Origin of the sequence: Bifidobacterium goeldii (genome assembly GCF_003951095.1) — a bacterium.
Lineage (GTDB): Bacteria > Actinomycetota > Actinomycetes > Actinomycetales > Bifidobacteriaceae > Bifidobacterium > Bifidobacterium goeldii.
The window spans coordinates 15,945-35,712 of sequence record NZ_QXGL01000011.1; the positions used below are offsets into that span (position 1 = coordinate 15,945).

The following is a 19,768-nucleotide window of genomic DNA, read 5'->3' on the forward strand; positions in this document are numbered from 1 at the left end:
CCCTGGCCCCCTCAGCTGAGGGGGCTGGCGCGCGAAGCGCGACTGGGGGAGCGTCACCACCACAATCAAAACCGCATTATTCCACGCTTTTGAGGGAGCTGACGGGGTCGATGCGGTCGAGGACGGGGTTGGTGAATAGTTGGACGAGTAGCGCGAAGGCGAGGGTTACGGCGGCGGCGATCGCGTAGCTGGTCCAGCGCACGGTCACGGCGAAATACAATCCTGGCATGTTGAGCGCGGCGGTGAGCAGGCCTCCGATCCAGCGGCCGAGTGGCAACCCGACTACGATGCCCATCAGTGTCAGGATCATCATTTCGCGGTTCACGTACCGGTGCACTTCGCGGTCGAAGAAGCCGAGCACCTTAAGCGTGGCCATTTCGCGCACACGCTCTGACACGTTCGTATTCGCCAGCGTGAACAGCACCACGAGCGCCAACGCGCCGGCGAGCGCCACGATCAGCGCCACGACTGCGCCCATCAGGTCGAAGCTGAAACTGCGCTGCATATCTGCGACGCTCACCACGCTCAATACGTCGGATTCCTTGGAAAGCTTGTCTGCGTAGGCGATTTGGGCGTCGTCAGAGCCGGTATAGCGCGCGAAGATCGCGTTCATTGCGACGCCGTTGACTTTGGTGGCGGAGTAGTCGCGCGCGGAATCGGCGGTATCAGCAGTGTTGGAGGAAACAGCAGCATCGGCGGAACCGTTCGTAGAATCCGACGTCGTAGCATCAGACGTTTCGGAATTTCCGGAGCTTTCGGAACTACTAGAATCCGCGGAAGTATTGGAATCGTTAGCATCGCCGCCGAATATCTCCCGGTAATAATCGGATGTCATATACACATCCGAGCCGATCACCGATTTGCTTACCGCGTATACGTGGGCGGTTTCGCGCGCGGCGTCGCCGTTTTCGAGCGTGATCGTGTCGCCGGCCTTGATATCCAGCGCATTGGCGGCGCTTTGCGAGACGATGACACCGCTCGCGGAAGCAGAAGCGGAACTGGACTCGGAACCGGAACCGCTGGCGTCAAGATCCTGCGCGCGGATCGCGGAACCGTCTGTAACCGAGCGCAGATCGACGATATTCGCCAACTGTTCGGCATATGGCACGGTGATCAGCTGCACGGTTTCGGATTCGCCCGCGCTTGTGGAACTGGAGCCGCCGGAACCCGCGTCACCTGAGCCCGAGCCGCCCAAAACAGTAGTAATCTCGCCGCTTTCCACGCGCGCAAGCGTCAGTGCCCCGGCAGCCGGCGTAGTCGAATCGTCAATATGCCCGTCGGCGATCAGCCGCGAGCGCACAGCGTCCACATCATCGTGATCGGTCACGACCATCAGGCTGTAGCGGTACACGTCCTGATATTGCGTCACCGGCAGCGCATCGACCGTATCGTTGATCGCCAAACCGCACACGATCAGCGCTGTACAACCGGCCACGCCGCCGATCGTCATGAACAGGCGCCCTTTGAACCGGAACAGATTGCGCGCAGTGACCTTGTTGAGGAACTTCATGCGCCGCCACAACGGACCGATGCGTTCGAGCAGCACGCGCGAGCCAGCTTTCGGCGCTTTCGGACGCATGAGTTCGGCCGGCATACGCCGCACTTCGCCACGGCACGCCACGATCGTGGCCGCCGCAATGCCGACGACGAACAACGCCACGCCGGCCGAGCCATACACCCAGTCGTACAGCAGCGTCGTGCCGGGCACCACATACATGCCCTCCAGCACAATCAGCAAAAACGCCGGAATACCAAGGAATCCGAGCAGATCACCCAACCCGCCGCCGATCAAACACGCGAGCAGCGCGAACAGCACGTATCGCGCCGCGATCGCCGCCGGTCCATATCCCAAGCCCATGTACGTGCCGATCAGGCCGCGATCCTCCTCGACCATGCGGGTCATCGCAGTCAGGCTCATCAGCACAGCGACGGCCAGGAACACGATCGGGAACGCGCGGCCGATGGATTCGATCGAGCTCAGGTCGGATTTCAGCGAGGAGAACGTGCCGGCCGAGGCGCGCGTGTTCACATACCAGCGGGCCTGCGGAATGTCAGCCTCCACTGCGGCAGCGCGCTTGTCGAGCTCGGAGTAGGTTTCGGTTTTCTGCTGATCGAGCTGCGATTGGGCGGCGGCGAGCTGCGCTTTCGCTTGCGTGAGTTGCGCGTTCGCGGCGATGACGGCATCGCGTTGGGCTTGCAACGCGGCGGCCGCAGTCTGATCGGTGCCGTTTTGCGCTTCGGGAGTGATGATCGCGCCGGAGGCGGCCAGTATTGCGTCGATCTGCTGATTGAACTGGGTTTGCTGCTGGGTGATGCTGTTCTGCGCGTCATTGAACTGCTGATCGGCTTCGGCGCGGGCGTCGGCGATTTTCTGTTTCGCATCGTCGATAAGCTGCTGGCGGCGGGCCTTCTGGCGTGCGGATTGCACGTCGCTTTCGATGCGCTCGCGGACCGTGCGCACAGCATTGTCATAGACATCAGTGAACGTGTCGAGACTACTCGCGCCGGAGACCTCAACGGATATCGCCGTGTATGTGCTGCCGGTTACGCCGTCGCTCGGCATGAAGAACGTGTATTCGGAGGTCGCGGAGCTGCGGAATGCGCCTTGCGAGTAGCCGTCCGGATTCTGCAAGTCAGTGGGGTCGAGCACGATGCCGGTGATCGTGAGTTTTGTGGGGAAGCTTGGAGAAGTGGAATCGGCGGTATTAGCCTTCAGCGTCACACTCAACGTGTCACCAATCGACAATCCACTGTCGCGAATGAACTTGCGCGTGACCGCCACATCGCCAGCCTTGCTCGGCATCCGGCCATCCTGCAGATACGGCTGATTCATACCGTCCGCGCCGATTTCGCTCAACGTCACCGATTCGCTGCTGCCGTCAACGTCCACGCTCGCCGCCGCCGAACGTTCCGACTGCACGGCGGTCACGCCATTGACAGCCTTGAGCGCGGCGACGTCATCGTCTGTAAGTCCCAGCGTCGAAACGACTTGAATGTCATAGAGTCGCTGCGTATCAAGGAATCGGTCAGCACCTTGGAACATATCGCGGCAGCCGGCGTAAATGCCGGTGAGCACCGCCACGCCAAGCATCGAAATGATGGCAATGGAAGCAAAACGTTTCCAATTGTGCGCCCACATGCGCAGCGTATCTTTAGCGAACGCGCGACTTTGCCCGCGCGCCCGTGCGTGCCTGCCTCGTGCCATCGCGATCACCACCCGCCATTCACCATTCGATGTCCGCGATGGGCGTCGGCGTAGGGTTCGTCGTCTCACCCACCACCTTGCCGGAACGGAAGCGAATCACCTTGTGCGCCATCGGAGCGAGCGCAGAATTATGCGTGATAATCATCACCGTCATACCCTGCGCAACGCAAATATCCTGCAGTAATTGCAGCACTTCCTTACCGGTCTCGTAGTCGAGCGCGCCCGTCGGCTCATCGCACAGCAGCAGCTTCGGCTTCTTCGCGATCGCGCGCGCAATAGACACGCGCTGCTGTTCGCCGCCGCTCAACTGCGCGGGGAAATTGTTCAAACGATTACCCAAACCGACTTTGCGCAGCGTTTCGGCCGGGTCGAAATGATCGGGGCAGATTTGCGACGCCAACTCCACGTTTTCCAGCGCGGTTAGATTCGGTACGAGATTGTAAAACTGGAACACGAAGCCGATATCGTTGCGGCGATACGCGATCAGCTCCTTTTTGCGCAGATGCGTGATCTCGCGCCCGCCAACCACCACGCGGCCCGATGTGGCCGTATCCATGCCGCCGAGAATGTTCAACGCCGTCGTTTTACCGGCGCCCGACTGCCCGAGAATCACCGTTAATTCGCCCTGATCGGCGGTAAAACTTGCTTCATCCAGTGCGCGAATCGGCGTGCCTGAGCCAGTCGCATACTCCTTAACAACCTTGTTGAACTCGATATACGCCATCGCACACCTCTTCCGCCGCCATCGTTTGCGGTTTGCCGCACATCCGCACGCCCACATATCTGCGCATCGGCGCGCAAACATCCTCCTTCCATTAAACCTCACCGCGGTTCATTGCGCCGCCTGCGATCGGCGGCGTTTCGCGGGGTGCGAGAGCGTGTGGGGCCGGATTGTGTGGGGTAATACAACAAAGCGGGTGACTCCTGACCAGTACAGAAGTCACCCGCTTTATGAGCAGCTGAATGTGGGCTACTTGCGCGCCTGCGTGAGCTGATAGGCGACGAGCAGGATTGCCAGCCAAATCACGCCGGCGATGACGGCGATGCGGTAGCTCGGCGAGAAGCACATGAGCACCACGACGAGCGCGAGGAATGCGAGCACGATATACGGCATTACGCGCGCGAACGGCAGCTTGAAGTGGATCGCGTCCAGTGCCTCGGAACCCTTGAGACCAGCCAGTTCCGCCGGGCCATCGCCCGCGGCGACCACGCGCCGGAAGTGCACTTCCGTGATCATGATCATCGACCAGTTGATCACGCCGGCGATCGTGGCGATCGACATCAAATAGTTGAACGCAAACTCAGGCCACAGGAACACCACAACCACAGCCAGCGCGGTAATAATCGCGGAAGTCACTACGCCTGCGACCGGCACGCCGTGTGAGTTGAGCTTGCCGAGGTATGCGGGCGCGTTGCCCTGCTTGGCGAGCGAATACAACATGCGCGAGTTCGCGTACAGGCCGGAGTTGTAGACGCTCATCACGGCGGTCAGGCACACGAAGTTGAGGATGCCGGCGGCCGCGTGCACGCCCACCGAGTCGAAGATCTGCACGAATGGGCTCGACTGGCCGTCGATCGTGTTCCACGGCACCACGGCCATGATCACGCCGAGCGCGCCAATGTAGAACACGAGAATACGCCAAATAATGCCGTTCGTGGCCTTCGGGATCGTGACGCGCGGGTTCTCAGTTTCGCCTGCGGTGATGCCGATCAGCTCGGTGCCACCGAAGCTGAACATCACCACGCACAGGGCCATCAGCAGGCCAGTCCACTGACCGTCGGCGGTGCGCTGCATGAGTCCGTTTGGCAGGAAGCCGTTGCCTACGGTGAACCAGTTTGCAAAGCTCGCCTTGATGCCCGAATCGGTTGGCAGGCCTGCTACCAGTACCGCCAAGCCACCAAGAATCATTGCTACAACGGCCACGATCTTGATGATTGCGAACCAGAATTCAAATTCGCCGAATTTGCTCACGCCGAGCAAGTTCGCGGCGGCGATCACCACGAGGAATACGGCCGCGGACACCCATTGCGGGATGTTCGGGAACCAGTAGTTAACGAACGAGCCGACAACGCTCAGCTCGACCATCGACACCAAAATATAGTTGAACCAGTAGTTCCAGCCGCTCACGAACCCGGCGCGCTTTGACCAATAACGACTCGCGTAGTAGCTGAATGCGCCGGCTTTCGGATCTTCGACCGACATTTCGCTCAGCGCGCGCACGATCATGAAGATCGCGAGGCCGCCGACGAGGTAGGCGAGCAGAATGCTCGGGCCGGCGAGGCTAATCGATTCGCTGGAACCGTAGAACAGGCCTGTGCCGATTGCACCGCCAAGCGCAATAAGCTGGATATGGCGGTTTTTCAACGATTTGCGCAGTGTTGCTGGCACTGGAACATCGTCAGTTTCGTGTTTGCGCTGTTTACCAGGCGCGGTGGTCTGCCCTGTCATGGGTTCCTTCTTTCCTTGGCTCTCTTGGCCTGCTCTCAAAGCCTGTTGCGGGAATGCAATCGTATGCATGCTCATGCAATGAGGGATATTGTATCCGCGCTGACGGCCGCAACGTGCACACATTCCATTGCGTGCGATCGCGAAGGCATGAGATGGAATTGCGGCGCGATTTACTACTGCGCTTTACTCGCCTGCTTATCTACCCAATCGTTGACGGCGTTAATCGCCTCGTCAAGCGTGGCTTTGGCGGCTTTGTAATACTTGGAATCCGTAATCCCGCTGTCATTGAGCAGTTTCTGCGCGCTATTGGCTGCAGCGGTCAGCGTACCAACCATCAGCTGTTTCGCGGTTCCATCGGCAATACTGGCCTGCACTTTGTCGATAAGCGCATTGGCTGCATCGAGCGAATCTTGCAATGCTTTGCGCGCGGCCGCAGAGGACTGCGAATCGCTATCGCTACTGCCATTGCTCGAATCACTCTGCTGATTGTCCTCTTTGCGCTGTTGTTCCAACGTTGTAGCTTCCGCCTCAAATGTGCGAGCAGCATCGCGCAGCACGCTCGCGGACGAGGTTAACGTATCTGTGGAATCGTGGGAATTGCACGTGACCGAGGTGCCGCTTTGTGCATTCGCATCGCTTGCCGATAGTGCGCGCAAACGGTCGCGCGCGTTCTGATAATCAGCCAGCGCGCTTTGGCACGCGGACAGTGCTTCAGCGTGCTTCGCACGGCGGTTGATGATAATAGGCGTCGCAATCAGCGCGATCACCACAAGCACTGCAATTACTGCTATCAGTAGGTGTTTCGGCTGTTTCCACCACGACTGTGCTGTACCACTGCCGTCTGATGATCCAGCCGGTGGAATGGACGGCGGTGTGGCTGGCAGCGCGACCGGCGAGCCGTTTGCCATCGCGTACGGTGCGGCTGGGCGCACAATCGGGAACGCCTGCGTTGGTGCCGAATCAGCCGGCGGATTGATCCGCGTAGTTTCATGATCGCCGCGTTCGTTGTGTCCGCTCATCGGCATTCCTCCACCATTCGTGTTTCGTAGCGGCTTGAATCTTCAATCAAAACTGCCCGATTGCTAACAATAATCGTCCTCGTGATCGGATGCGCTCACCGTGCGCGGCCCGCGTACAGCGTACAGCCGCGCTATCGCCGATACTGCGACGGCGGTCCACCAAACCGTGAGCGGAACAGACGGCTGAAATACAGCGGATTATCGTAACCGACCATGTCAGCAATATCGCCAATTGAATAATCGGTACTCTCCAGCAGCATTTTCGCCTCACTGAGCCGAATCGACGTGATGTATCGCAACGGCGGCATACCGATCGACTCGCGAAAAATACGAATGAATCTGCCGGCACTCATGCCATGCTCGTCCGCGTACTCTTCAATGCTGATGTCTTCTGAATAATGCTGATGAAAATAGCGCACGGCCTCTTGCACCACAGTCGGTATGCGTTTTGCGCCGCCGCCAGTCACCTCCACGATATGCCGTCGCATCAGCAGCACCAAACGTTGAAAATCCAAGGCAACTAAGTCTTCGAAACCGCTTTGTTGGAGCTGCAATTCAGCAATCATGCGATTAAACAGCTGGATATATTCAGATGAGGTGCCAACTGCGGCAATGCCTGCAATAGCGCCAATATCGGCGTGAGAGACGGCAGTATTCGTTGTAGGGCTACTCGCCGCCGGAGTGCTCGCCGTCTCCGCATTGCGATCGAATACGCTCGCCAATTCGCGCGCATGCGTACCGGAAAAATGCGCCCAATACATTTCTGTTCGATCTGCCGCGCGATACACGTACCGTTGCGTTTCGCCAGGATGGTACAGTACGGCTGTGCCAGGCCCCACAAGATACGGTGCGCCGGCTTTGTAGAACGTTGCGGTGCCCGCATGCACGTACAACAGCTGATAATCGCGGCGCCCATGCGGCCGGAATGTGCTGAACTCAGTGCGTGTCACCATGCGATATCGCCCGCAAGCATTCACCGCGAGGGGCACGGTTGCTACCGTGTCGAGATCCTCGCGAAACCGGTACCCGGCTACCATGTCCATGCCAACAACGCGGCCGTACAGCACGTCGTCGCCGGCGAATGTGTCGTCGTCAGGCGCGGAAGCGCTGCTGCGGGCATCGCCATCGCGAACGATGCTGTGAGTTATATCGCGCCGAGCTGCCATAGTTCGCCATCCTCATCTGGAATCGCCGCATATTTTGTGCATATTATCACGCAAAACGCCTATGGCAGCCCGGCGCGTCAGAGTCGATAATGGGAAGCGGAGTACCATAACCGCGCATGTCAACCCACAGGAGGGCTTCAACATGTTCATTCCCCGGTATTACGAAGATCTCGAGCATCTGCACGTCGGCACCGAGCCGAATCGCGCCTACTATGTGCCCGCGTCCGAGCGCATGGACACCGTCGGCGAAAACCGTGTCAAATCCGATCGTTTCACGCTGCTCAATGGCGATTGGGATTTTAAATACTACAAGAGCATTTATGACTTGGATGCTGAGGTGAACCGCCTGCACGCGGCCGGCGAGCCCGCATTCTACGAGACGGAGTTCGCGCTTGATGACGCTCCTGAAACCGGCGAGGCGCGCACAGCTGGGTCGCTTGCCTTGTCTACGGCAGGATTCACGTCGATTCCAGTGCCGAGCGTGTGGCAGAACCACGGGTTCGACTCCCACCAGTACACAAATGTGAACTATCCGTTCCCGCTTGACCCGCCGTTTGTACCGCAGGAGAACCCGTGCGGCGTGTACGTGCACGATTTTGTGCATACCGTGAACGAAGATGCGCCACGCACTTACTTGAACTTCGAAGGCGTGGACTCCTGCTTCTACGTGTGGTTGAACGGCGTGTTCGTTGGCTATTCGCAGGTGTCGCATTCGACCAGCGAGTTCGATGTGACTGATCTGCTGGACGACGGTGTGAATACGTTGGCAGTACTGGTGCTCAAGTGGTGCGATGGCAGCTACTTGGAGGATCAGGATAAGTTCCGCATGAGCGGTATTTTCCGCGACGTGTATCTGCTGGACCGCCCAGAGCACGCGATTCGCGACTATTTTGCGCATACGTCGATTTGGCGCAATGTTGATCCGGCGCTGATTGAAGCTGGTTTAAGCGATGCTGAATACGATGCTGCGCCGATTGATCACGCAACAGTTGACGTGGATTTTGCGTTCTTCGATGACGTAGATGTGCCAGTGACTGTGCAGCTGTTTGACGCTGATGGTGAGTTGGTGGCAGAGACGACTGCGGAGCCGATTGAGGACGTCGCTGCCGAAGATGCTGCCGACGCAGCTGACACAGCTGACGGCGATGGTGACAACGATTCCGCTGATGACAACGATTCCGACGCGCAATCTGCCCTGCGCCTTGCTGCTGCAACCGGCACGATCGCCGGAACCAACGCTGGCGACAGTGCCTTCCTGCCGACTGCGCACGCCTCGCTCGCCATCGACGATCCGCAGCTGTGGACCGCGGAAACCCCGTACCTGTACACGATCGTGTACAGCACGCCGAACGAAACGATCACGAACCTGATCGGTGTGCGCGAAGTCAGCGTCGACGGCAACGTTATCAAGGTGAACGGCAAGCCGATCAAGATCCACGGCGTCAACCGTCACGATTCTGACCCCGTCACCGGCCCGGTCATCAGCGAAGCGCAGATCATGCGCGATCTCAAGCTGATGAAAGAGCACAACGTCAACGCAATCCGCACTAGCCACTATCCAAACGCGCCGCACTTCTACGATCTGTACGATCGTCTCGGCTTCTACGTGGTGGGCGAAGCGGACGATGAGAGCCACGGTGCGATGAGCCGCATCAACCCGGATACAAGCGAAGAGGGCGCGCTCAAGCGTTGGAATCAGTTCATTTCTGACAATCCGGCGTTCACGCCAGCCACTGTTGATCGCGTGCAGCGCAGTGTTGAACGCGACAAGAACCACACGAGCATTCTGTTCTGGTCGATGGGCAACGAATGTGCATACGGTTGCACGTTTGAAGCCGCGTTGATGTGGACGCAGACCTTCGATCCGAGCCGACTCACGCATTATGAGAGCGCGCGTTATGTAAACGATGGTCAGGAATTCGACTTTGACTATCTTGACGTGCACAGCCGCATGTACCCATCGCTGGAAGAAATCGACCAGTACTTCAGCGAGGAAGGCCCGCGCACGCCAGACGGTAAGCGCGACGGTTCCAACGGCGACGACGGTGATAACGGTGTCAAACCGTACATGCTGTGCGAGTTCTGCCACGCGATGGGCAACGGCCCGGGCGACTTGGAGGATTACTTCACGCGCATCCAGCGCAACGATGGCCTGGTTGGCGGTTTCATCTGGGAATGGTGCGATCACGCAATCGACCGCGGCACAAATCCGGCCGGCCGCCACGAATACGCGTACGGTGGCGATTCCGGCGAATACCCGCATGACGGCAACTTCTGCATGGACGGCCTTGTCTACCCGGATCGCACGCCGCACACCGGCTTGCTGGAGTTCAAGAACGTGTATCGCCCAGTGCGCGTAACCGGTTTCGACCCGACTGCGGGTACGGTAACGCTGCACAATTACTTGGACTTCCTCGATGCCTCCGACGCGATGTTCATGACCTTCGAGCTGCTGGTGGACGGCGTTGGCGTTGCGTGGGCCGCGTGGGAAAGCGACCCGGCCGAGGGCGAGGCGCTGCGCGAACAGCATCCGGATAATTACATTCCGTCGATGCCGTCGATCGCTCCGCACGGTGACGCAGTAGTGGACGTGCCACAAGCAATTCTCGATGCGATTCCAGACGAGGGCCATGCCACGCTCTTGGTGCACTACTATCAGGCCGCCGACACGGAGGTACTGCCCACCGGCTTTGACCTCGGTTTCGACGAGGTTGAAGTGCCGACCGCTGATCCGCGCAATCAAACCGTGCTCGCGGAGCTGACTGCGTCCGGTTTTGACGTGGATGATGCAGATGATGCTGAGGACGAGGAAGCGGACGCGCCCGCCGATGCTGCCGATATCGCCGATCCCGCCGACTCGTCCGCCGAGTCGGATGGCTGCGACGGTCACTGCTGCCACCATCACGACAATGTTGAAGCGCCCGCGCTGCTCTCCGTCAAGGAAACTGACGCCGAGATCATCGTGGAAAGCCCCGATTTCCGCTATGTTTTCAACCGTCGTACCGGTCTGTTTGCAGACATGGCGTTCGCCAACCGCACGCTGCTGGATCGTCCGATGGAAATCGCCATCTGGCGTGCTCCCACCGATAACGATCAGTACATTAAGCTCGACTGGTTCCGCGCTCGCTATGATCACGCCTACGCGCGCGCCTACGAGACCGAAGTGTTGGTGGATGAGGACGCGCTGGTAGCCGCCGGCAAGCCCGCTGCGTCGTCGGATATCGCCGCCGAGCACTCCGCCGACGATGTGGCAGCTGACGACGCTACACTCGTTGCTTCGTTCGGCGACACTAATGCAAGCGATGCTGCCGGCGCCGAGCCGACTGCCGCCGAGCCGCTGGTCGACGCTCCTGCTGATGAAGACGACTTCGCTCTTGACGATGGCACCGTGCTGGTTGACGGCCCGGTGACTATCCACGCGACAATGGCCGTCGTGGCGCCGGTCGTGCAGCGCATCGCCGATATCGATGCTGAATGGACGATTATGCCGGACGGCACTGTGTCGGTGCGCATGGATGTCACGCGTGATACTGACTTCCCGTTCTTGCCGCGCTTTGGCCTGCGTCTGTTCCTGCCGAAGGTGATGAACCAGGTCGTTTACTGCGGTTTGGGTCCGAACGAAAGCTACATCGACAAGCAGCGTGCTAGCTATCATGGCGTGTTCTCTGGTACGCCGGAAACGCTGTTTGAGCCGTATATCAAGCCGCAGGAGAACGGCAACCATCACGATTGCGATTGGGCGAGCGTCTCCAGCGATGCTGCACAGCTGCTGGTGCTGCGCGGGAACGATCACGCTTTCGACTTCCAAGCGTTGCTGTACACCGCCGAAGAGATGACTGCCAAGGCGCACAACAGCGAGCTAGAAGCGGCCGGTTCTACGGTGGTAAACGTGGATTACATGCAGTCTGGCATTGGTTCAAACAGCTGTGGTCCGAAGCTGCACGAGGAGTATCGCCTCGACGCTGAAAGCTTCGAATTCGCCGTCGCTTTCAAACCCCAAGCACTGTAACCCAAAACTGTGGTGACGCTCCCTCAGTCACGCCTGCCCCTCTCTGAAGATCGAGCCGAGACTACCGCATCCACACTAGTGTGCGTCCACATGACTCGGCTCCCTCGGCTGAGGGAGCTGTCAGCCGTAGGCTGACTGAGGGAGCCGCCGCCACAATCACCGCATGTAACATTTAACAACACGTTTCACCATGCATATCAAGCCGAATAACCGAACTATCTAAAAACGCAAAAGAGGCTTGGTGCTATAAAGCACCAAGCCTCAATCGTTTTCTGAACTGTTCAGAACCAACTTACGAACGCATCACACGTCAGCAAGCCGGAGCGAGCGAGCTCACTGCACAGGCTCACTGAACCTGGGCGCGGGCGATCTTGCCGGTGAAGGAGTTGGCCTCGTCGGCGTCCTTCACGCCGTCCTTGTTCCAAGAGAACATGGCGCGCAGCTTCGGACCGACGGTCTCGATGCGCTCGTTGGAGTACTTCTCCTGCAGCTCCTTGAAGTGCGGGGCGCCGGCGTCCTGATCGTCGATGAACTCCTTAGCGAAGGAGCCGTCCTGGATGCGCTGCAGGTGGTATTCCATGCGCTTGCGGCAGTCCTCGTTGATGACGGTGTTGGTGTAATCGCCGTACTGAGCGGTGTCAGAGCAAGACCAACGAGCCTTGTTCAGGCCACCCTCGTTCATCAGGTCAACGAGCATCTTCAGCTCGTGGCAGACCTCAAAGTAGGCGATTTCCGGCTGGTAGCCGGCGTCGGTGAGGACCTCGAAGCCCATCTCGACGAGCTTGTTCACGCCGCCCATGAGGACGTTCTGCTCACCGAACAGATCGGTCTCGGTCTCCTCCTTGAAGGTGGTCTTGATGGCGCCAGCGCGCAGAGCGCCGAGAGCCTTCGCGTAGGCCAGGGTCAGTGCCCAGCCGTCGCCGCGCGGATCCTGCTCGACGGCCACAACCACCGGCACGCCACGACCGGCGGCGTACTCACGACGCACGATGTGGCCCGGGCCCTTCGGGGCAACCATGAAGACCGGGTGATCCTCAGACGGCTTGATGTAACCGTAGTGAATGTTGAAACCGTGAGCGAACGCGACGGCCGCACCCGGCTTGATGTTGGGCTCGATGTCGTTGGCCCAGATGGTGCGCTGGTACTGGTCGGGGGCGAGGATCATGATGACGTCGGCCTCAGCAGCGGCTTCCGGCACGGACTTGACCTCGAGGCCCTGCTCCTTAGCGAACTCAACGGACTTGGAGGTCGGGCGCAGGCCGACGACCACGTCAACACCGGAATCACGCAGGTTCAGCGCGTGAGCGTGACCCTGGGAACCGTAACCAATAATCGCGACCTTCTTGCCTTCGAGCACGGAGAGATCGCCGTCGTTTTCATACCAGATCTGTGCAGCCATGTAAGCACTCCTTGTACTTGCGTGCCAACGCACGACTACAAGGACGTGACGCGGCACACGGTGTTGTGTGGTTGCGCATTATGCCTTTGTGTACAACATTCTGCGCGTTTGGGGGTTCGGAGCGTGCGCCCGAACGTTCTCAAGCGTTGAGGATTGTGTCCTCGAAACTGCTCCCTATCCTACTGGGCGCATCGCCGCCACCCGGCTGACGTCCAAAACGTGAGCCACGTCACCTTCCAAACGTGGACATTTCGGCAGTGTCCGCCGCACTATCGTCACTATGTGCGCGCAATCGGACGGTGTGCGCGCACATAGTGATGATTCTGCACCCCGAAACATCACTGAGTGCGCGCCGAACACACGATTGCGCGCACTCAGTGACGATCCGGTGACGGTCCACAACGCAAACAGCCGCCGCTCCCGAATGAACGGGGGCGGCGGCTGTTATATGCAAACCGTTTATGAGCGGCTATGCGCGGTTAGTGCAACCGCGAGGCGCAATCACTGAACCTGAGTACGAGCGATCTTGCCGTTGAAGGACTCGGCCTCGTCCTGATCCTTGGCCGGGCCGTTGTTCCAGGAGAACATAGCGCGCAGCTTCGGGCCAACGGTCTCGAGGTGCGGGTGAGAGTACTCTTCCTGCAGCTTCTTGAACTTCGGAGCGCCAGCAGCCTGGTCATCCATGAACTCCTTAGCGAAGGAGCCGTCCTGAATGCGCTTGAGCTGGTACTGCATGCGCTTCTTGGTCTCCTCGGTGATGACCGTGGAGGTGTAGTCGCCGTACTGAGCGGTGTCAGAGCAGGACCAACGAGCCTTGTTCAGACCACCCTCGTTAGCGAGGTCAACCAGCATCTTCAGCTCGTGGAACACCTCGAAGTAAGCGATCTCCGGCTGGTAGCCAGCCTCGGTCAGCACGTCGAAGCCCATATCGCACAGGTGGTTGATGCCACCCATCAGCACGTCCTGCTCACCGAACAGATCGGTCTCGGTCTCCTCAGTGAAGGTGGTCTTGATAGCGCCAGCGCGCAGAGCGCCCAGAGCCTTGGCGTAAGCCAGGCACAGCGGCCAGGTGTTGCCATCCGGGTCCTGCTCAACAGCGACCACGACCGGCACGCCACGGCCAGCAGCGTACTCACGACGCACAATGTGGCCCGGGCCCTTCGGGGCAACCATGAACACCGGGTGATCCTCAGACGGCTTGATGTAGCCGTAGTGAATGTTGAAGCCGTGAGCGAAGGCCAGAGCAGCGCCCGGCTTCAGGTTCGGCTCAACGTCTTCCTTGTAGACCTTGGCCTGGTACTGATCAGGCAGCAGGATCATCACAACGTCAGCCTCGGCGACGGCTTCCGGAACGGACTTAACTTCCAGGCCCTGCTCCTTGGCGAATTCCACGGACTTGGAGGTCGGGCGCAGGCCGACGACCACGTCAACACCGGAATCACGCAGGTTCAGCGCGTGAGCGTGACCCTGAGAGCCGTAACCAAGGATGGCGACCTTCTTGCCATCGAACACGGACAGATCGGCGTCCTTCTCGTACCAGATAGTTGCTGCCATGATAGGCACTCCTTTGTTGTTCGGTATGCCGAACGAAAACTGCACGTCCGACAATCGGTGAGATTGCTGACGGCCTTCGGCGAGAAAGGATTGTGTCCTTTGACGTTGAAAGTCATCGATCACTGGGGTCTATTTCTAGTCCTCCAGCGGTTGACGTGATCGCTCACGTCCAAATATTGAATTGATATTTTCAGTTATGAAATATAAGGCGACTACAGCTGGAAAGTTTGTGGGATTTCGCTGTAGTGAGATTGATAGTGTGTGACAAGTGGCCGAGGCTTTACTTCGTAAAGTCAACGTCCTTGGTTTCGTGGCAGCTCAGCACAGCGACCAGGCAGCACACGGCCATTACACCGAGGTAGATGCCCACGGAGTGCACGCCCCAGTGGGAGCTCAGCCAGGTGGCGATGGTCGGCACGAACGCAGCGCCAACGATTGCAGCGAGGTTGTAGCCGATGCCGGAGCCGGAGTAGCGCACGTTGGCATCGAACAGCTCAGGCAGGAATGCGCCGATCGGGCCGAATGCAGTGCCCATCAGAGCGAAGCCGACGCACAGGAACACCATGTTGGCGAAGAAATTACGCTGGCCAACCACTTCACCGTTGAGCAGGAACGGGAAGAGCGCGGAGAACACGACGAGCAGCACAGACGAAGTGATGATCACGCGCTTGCGGCCGAACTTGTCGGCGTTCACGCAAGAGATCACGATGAAGGCAGCGAACACGCAGATAGCGATCATCAGCATGAGCAGGTACTCCTGGTTGGTGAAGCCGAGGCCGCCACCGCCCTCGCCCTGCTCCTTAGTGCCCCAAGCGAGCGACCAGGTAGCGAGCGTGTAGAACAGCGTGTACGTAACAGCGACGAGGAACGTAGCCTGCAGCACCTGCTTCCAAGACTTGCGGAATACTTCGACGATCGGGGCTTTGACGACCTGCTTCTTCTCCTGAGCCATGCGGAAGATCGGGGTCTCCTCCATGTGCACTCGCACAACAAGACCGATGATCACGAGCACTGCGGATAGCAGGAACGGTACACGCCAACCCCATGCGAGCATCGCGTCAGAATCGTTGAACGTCTCAAGCAGGAAGTACGTGCCGTTGGACAGGAAGAAGCCGATCGGTGCGCCCAGCTCCGGGAAGGAACCGTAGAGTGCGCGCTTGTCTTCAGGCGCGTTCTCAGTGGCAACCAGGGCCGCACCAGACCATTCGCCACCCAGACCGATGCCCTGCACGAATCGCAGCAAGCACAGCAGTGCAACCGCGGCAACGCCCCACTGATCGTAGGTTGGCAGGCAGCCGATCAGGAACGTGCCCACACCCATCGTCATCAAGGACACAACCAGCGTGGTCTTGCGGCCCATGCGGTCGCCGAAGTGGCCGAAAACGAGCGAGCCGAGCGGGCGAGCAATGAACGCGATAGCGAACGTCAGCAAGCTGGCAAGCAGTGCGACGGTCGGGTCGGTCTTGTCGAAGAAGATGTGTGGGAAGTAGTTAGCTGCGGCGGTGCCGTAAGCGTAGAAGTCGTAGAACTCGATGGCGGTGCCGACCATGGATGCGGCGATCACGGTTTTTACCGAATCGCGAACCAGTGCCTGCGCTTTGCCGCTTGCTGCGGCGTTCTCAGTCGTATCGACTGCGGTCATGGTATTTGCTCCTGATGGATGTGCGATTGCGTAGATTACTGCGCGCTCGCGGTATCTCTTCTCTTGGGTTGTTTCATCACGTTTTGCTTGATGCTGCGGTGACCTTGTGGGAGGCAACAAAAAAGCCCCGCAACTCATGCAGGGCTTCACGTGGGATTACGCTCTGCCCTGCCTTCGCTGGCGGGGCTCAAGCTTGAATGCCGAATCAGTCCGCCAACGAAGACGAGATAATAATTCGTGCGGACAGCAGAACGTGATCAACGGTGTAATCAGCAGTGTATCCAGTCATCGTGGCGAACCTCCTTTCGGTATCGAAACGTCTTTCCGAGCTCTTTCGTGCTCGACTGAACGACAAGATAGGCGCGCCCGCCCACAGGAACCACAGGGGGTTCACTATGTGGACGGACGCAAGTAGAAAGTTAGAAGGTATCGCTGATCACGGCTTCATCGCAAGCGTGACCGCCGCAGCAGCCAGCATGCATACGATCGCGATCGGGAACAATACGATCAGCGAACCGGCAGCATTCACGCCGATAGCCCCAGCCGCGGCAGCCAGCACGAGACCACACGCGTTCGAAAGATTGAAGAACGCTAAGTCATGGCCAGCGTCCAGCGGATTCGGCATTGCGTTCATTGCCAGCAGCTGCTCAAACGTATCGATGAGACCGAACGCGAAGCCGGCGAGAGCCGCGAACAGCACCATACTGGTCACGTTGAGCAGCACCATCGGCAGCAGCATAGCGACAGCGTAGAGCAAGCATGATCCAGCAGACAGGTAGCGCGGATCTTCAATATATTCGCCCACCGGTCCGGCGGTAAACGCGGCGATCGCAGAGCCGATCAGCGTTGCTAAAGCCATTGTCGAAACGAGCGCGGCCACCGGCAGTGACAGTGGCGCTGAATTGCCTTGCGCAAACCAGTCGTGGAAAATCAGGCCTGCGGCAATCAACCAAATAGACATGTTGGTCAATCCCACGCCAGCTGAAACGAACACGCGCGCAATGAACGCTTTCCAAAACTCGGGAGCGTGACGCGGAGCGCGGAACTGATTGCGGATAGCGTCCACGTGCATTGGCGTGCGCGTTTGTGCTTCGCTCGACGGCTCCTTTGGCCACACCAGCACGGGGAGAATGCCCGCCAGCACAAATACAACGGCGGCGATAATGAACGCGATACGCGGCCCGCCAAGCACGATGCCGACTGCACCCATCCACACGCCTAGAGCTTGGCCGATCATCTGACCAATACCGCGTGCGCGCACGACGCGAGGGCGGAACTTGTCTGGCACGCGCTCGCTAAACGCGGCAGCAAGCGGCACCGTGAGCATTGAATAGCCGACTTGCAGCAGAGCCCACAGCACGATAATGCCGTTCACATGCGCGACCATGCTCAGAATCATCGTGATAATAGCGGAGATGATACCGCCGCCGATAATCCACGGGGTACGGCGACCCATTTCGAGACGCGTGCGGTCGGAGAGTGCAGAGACGAACGCGTCGGCGATGACTGAGGCGATAACGCCGACAATGACCACGATTGCCAAGTCCATTGCCCACGCGGACGATAGCGCGCTGCTTACCGTTGAAGTGCCAGCAGGACCGGGATTCGCTGCGGGACCTGCAGAATCTGCGAGGCGATTTGCCGCGAGACGCACGATGACAGCCGGCAAAGCCACCAAGTTCATAGCAGCCCACGGGATCGCGGAGGCGGCGGCGCCTGCAGCAAAGCCCCACGACAGGCGCGTAACCTGAGCGGGAGTCGGCCGCTGACCATCCGCGCTGACTACAGGGTCGCGCATGTCAACGTACGCGGAACTCATATCCGGTACGGCAGCGTCTACGGATGCGGCTGCGGCGGCTGGAGAGCCTTCTGCACCCATTTGCGCAACCTGCGTTTCCGCTTGCGTAGCCGAGGCGACGATCGGCTTGCGCGGCGTACGGAAGGCGAGACGAGCTACTGCGGCCTTGTCTTCCGGGCTGAGTGCCTTTTCATAGTCTGGGCGATCGTCGATACCGGGGCGGATGAACACGCTGCCTGGTAGCGGCTTTGGCTTGGGAGCTTCCTGCGGCTGCTGGGGCGTGGTGGCTGGGGCTGGATTTTGGGGCGTGGGTGTGCTTTGCTGACCCGTCTGCTCGCCAGTGTGATTGTTAGGGTGATTGTCTTGATATTCCTCGCTCATAATCCTGAACTCACCTGCTCTCTGCTCTTTCTTCAGTCCCGTAATTGTAGCCGAAACGCCGGAATCAGTGGGGTGCAGGCTGCTAAGTGCGCAAAAAAGCGCCGGCCCATCATGAACCGGCGCTTTTGACTATCAAGCAGACTATCAAGCAGACCGTCAGCAGCTATCTACTACTGAATATCTCATCAGGCTGGATACCAGTGCGGAATCTTGTTACCCGGGCGGTATGCGCAGGTATAGATCTTGCCGTAAGCGGTGCCCTGCTGGCCAGCTTCAGACTTCTTGCAGTAGGCGCCCGGCGTGATCTGCTTGCCAGGCGTTGGCGCAGGCGCAGGGTTTGGCGCAGGAGTGGGCTCAGCTGGTGCGGGAGACGCACCACCGACTGCGTACCAAGCCACGCCCTCATCACGCCAGCCTTGGCTGACGAGATTCGCAGCCTCGTTACCGTTCAACGTGTAATTGTGCGATCCGGAACGCGCGTGCGGATTGTACTGGCGATACACCGGTAGACTACGATTCGTGTCCGACGAATACCAACCAATACCCTCGTAATTCCAGCCACTGGCAACCAAGCTGTCTTTTTCGGCAGCGTTCATCGTGTAGTGATGATCCGAAGCGTTCGGATTGTACAGACGATACACGGGCGTATTCGAGTGCACGGGCGCAACCCAGCCAACGCCTTCGTAACGCCACCCTGCAGCACGCAGCGAGTCGCGCTCGTTACCATCCGCAGTGTAGAAATGCTCGCCACTGTTCGGGTTATACATGCGATACATGTCGGTAGCGCCACTGTCTTCCGCAGATGCGGTTGCCGGCAAACCGCATGTCATTGACAGTAAAAACACCACCACGGCTAGTAAGCCGCCCGATCGCCGAAGTGATGCATGAACTCCTTTGTTGCTAGTCATGAATGCCTCTTTCTCTCATAGAGTCATTGAAAATGACGTAACTATTTTACTCTTCTACGGCCGCGATTACTGCAACTAGCAGAGCACGACCGCGTGTTTTTGTAGCACTCTTTGGGAGCCTGTCCCTAAAAGAAAGGTTCCTGAAGATGACAGGAAATACTAAGGTTTGGCGCGCGCCTCTGGCCGGCCTCGCCTCGCTCGCGATGATCGCGACGATGGGCGTTGCCGCTGGCACGGC

The 19,768-nt window shown here is 59.0% G+C and carries 11 protein-coding genes; 1 reads left to right on the forward strand and 10 read right to left on the reverse strand.

Going from position 1 to position 19,768, the window contains the following annotated elements; all coding sequences use genetic code 11:
• Window positions 1-76: 76 nt before the first annotated feature.
• The 5 genes from D2E25_RS09990 to D2E25_RS10010 all read right to left on the reverse strand — a co-directional run bounded on the left by D2E25_RS09990 (window position 77) and on the right by D2E25_RS10010 (window position 7,839).
• Window positions 77-3,205, reverse strand: coding sequence for an FtsX-like permease family protein (locus tag D2E25_RS09990; RefSeq protein WP_125982407.1), 3,129 nt, complete (start codon window positions 3,203-3,205; stop codon window positions 77-79).
• 19 nt (window positions 3,206-3,224) lie between these two features.
• The gene (locus D2E25_RS09995; RefSeq protein ID WP_125982409.1) at window positions 3,225-3,929 is read right to left on the reverse strand and encodes an ABC transporter ATP-binding protein; all 705 of its coding nucleotides are present in this window, start codon (window positions 3,927-3,929) and stop codon (window positions 3,225-3,227) included.
• 246 nt (window positions 3,930-4,175) lie between these two features.
• The gene (locus tag D2E25_RS10000; protein ID WP_125982412.1) at window positions 4,176-5,654 is read right to left on the reverse strand and encodes an amino acid permease; all 1,479 of its coding nucleotides are present in this window, start codon (window positions 5,652-5,654) and stop codon (window positions 4,176-4,178) included.
• Window positions 5,655-5,827: 173 nt separating this feature from the next.
• Window positions 5,828-6,673 carry a hypothetical protein gene (locus tag D2E25_RS10005; RefSeq protein WP_125982415.1) on the reverse strand — a complete coding sequence of 282 codons (846 nt, stop codon included), beginning with the start codon at window positions 6,671-6,673 and terminating at the stop codon, window positions 5,828-5,830.
• Between the two features lie 131 nt (window positions 6,674-6,804).
• The gene (locus D2E25_RS10010; RefSeq protein ID WP_125982417.1) at window positions 6,805-7,839 is read right to left on the reverse strand and encodes a helix-turn-helix domain-containing protein; all 1,035 of its coding nucleotides are present in this window, start codon (window positions 7,837-7,839) and stop codon (window positions 6,805-6,807) included.
• A 142-nt stretch (window positions 7,840-7,981) separates the two neighbouring features.
• Here D2E25_RS10010 and D2E25_RS10015 point away from each other — a divergent pair, with 142 nt between their 5' ends.
• Window positions 7,982-11,848, forward strand: a complete 3,867-nt coding sequence (locus D2E25_RS10015) for a glycoside hydrolase family 2 TIM barrel-domain containing protein (RefSeq protein WP_125982420.1) — start codon at window positions 7,982-7,984, stop codon at window positions 11,846-11,848.
• 346 nt (window positions 11,849-12,194) lie between these two features.
• Here the strand turns inward: D2E25_RS10015 and ilvC (D2E25_RS10020) are convergent, their stop codons facing one another.
• From ilvC (D2E25_RS10020) to D2E25_RS10040, 5 genes are all read right to left on the reverse strand, one after another.
• Window positions 12,195-13,247, reverse strand: coding sequence for a ketol-acid reductoisomerase (gene ilvC / locus D2E25_RS10020; RefSeq protein WP_033492678.1), 1,053 nt, complete (start codon window positions 13,245-13,247; stop codon window positions 12,195-12,197).
• A 501-nt stretch (window positions 13,248-13,748) separates the two neighbouring features.
• The gene (gene ilvC, locus D2E25_RS10025) at window positions 13,749-14,801 is read right to left on the reverse strand and encodes a ketol-acid reductoisomerase (protein ID WP_125982423.1); all 1,053 of its coding nucleotides are present in this window, start codon (window positions 14,799-14,801) and stop codon (window positions 13,749-13,751) included.
• Window positions 14,802-15,081: 280 nt separating this feature from the next.
• On the reverse strand, window positions 15,082-16,443 hold the full coding sequence (locus tag D2E25_RS10030; protein ID WP_125982426.1) for an MFS transporter: 1,362 nt from the start codon (window positions 16,441-16,443) through the stop codon (window positions 15,082-15,084).
• A gap of 436 nt (window positions 16,444-16,879) precedes the next feature.
• A complete protein-coding gene (locus D2E25_RS10035; protein ID WP_125982428.1) occupies window positions 16,880-18,622 on the reverse strand; it encodes an MFS transporter in 1,743 nt (580 codons plus the stop codon).
• Between the two features lie 185 nt (window positions 18,623-18,807).
• Entirely contained in the window at window positions 18,808-19,530 is a 723-nt protein-coding gene (locus D2E25_RS10040; protein ID WP_241217167.1) for a hypothetical protein, read from the reverse strand.
• Window positions 19,531-19,768: the final 238 nt, after the last annotated feature.

Excerpts from the sequence above, each read along its gene's own strand:
- D2E25_RS09990 (WP_125982407.1), bottom strand. The coding sequence starts at position 3,205 with ATGGCACGAGGCAGGCACGCACGGGCGCGCGGGCAAAGTCGCGCGTTC.
- D2E25_RS09995 (WP_125982409.1), bottom strand. The coding sequence starts at position 3,929 with ATGGCGTATATCGAGTTCAACAAGGTTGTTAAGGAGTATGCGACTGGC.
- D2E25_RS10000 (WP_125982412.1), bottom strand. The coding sequence starts at position 5,654 with ATGACAGGGCAGACCACCGCGCCTGGTAAACAGCGCAAACACGAAACT.
- D2E25_RS10005 (WP_125982415.1), bottom strand. The coding sequence starts at position 6,673 with ATGAGCGGACACAACGAACGCGGCGATCATGAAACTACGCGGATCAAT.
- D2E25_RS10010 (WP_125982417.1), bottom strand. The coding sequence starts at position 7,839 with ATGGCAGCTCGGCGCGATATAACTCACAGCATCGTTCGCGATGGCGAT.
- D2E25_RS10015 (WP_125982420.1), top strand. The coding sequence starts at position 7,982 with ATGTTCATTCCCCGGTATTACGAAGATCTCGAGCATCTGCACGTCGGC.
- ilvC (WP_033492678.1), bottom strand. The coding sequence starts at position 13,247 with ATGGCTGCACAGATCTGGTATGAAAACGACGGCGATCTCTCCGTGCTC.
- ilvC (WP_125982423.1), bottom strand. The coding sequence starts at position 14,801 with ATGGCAGCAACTATCTGGTACGAGAAGGACGCCGATCTGTCCGTGTTC.
- D2E25_RS10030 (WP_125982426.1), bottom strand. The coding sequence starts at position 16,443 with ATGACCGCAGTCGATACGACTGAGAACGCCGCAGCAAGCGGCAAAGCG.
- D2E25_RS10035 (WP_125982428.1), bottom strand. The coding sequence starts at position 18,622 with ATGAGCGAGGAATATCAAGACAATCACCCTAACAATCACACTGGCGAG.
- D2E25_RS10040 (WP_241217167.1), bottom strand. The coding sequence starts at position 19,530 with ATGACTAGCAACAAAGGAGTTCATGCATCACTTCGGCGATCGGGCGGC.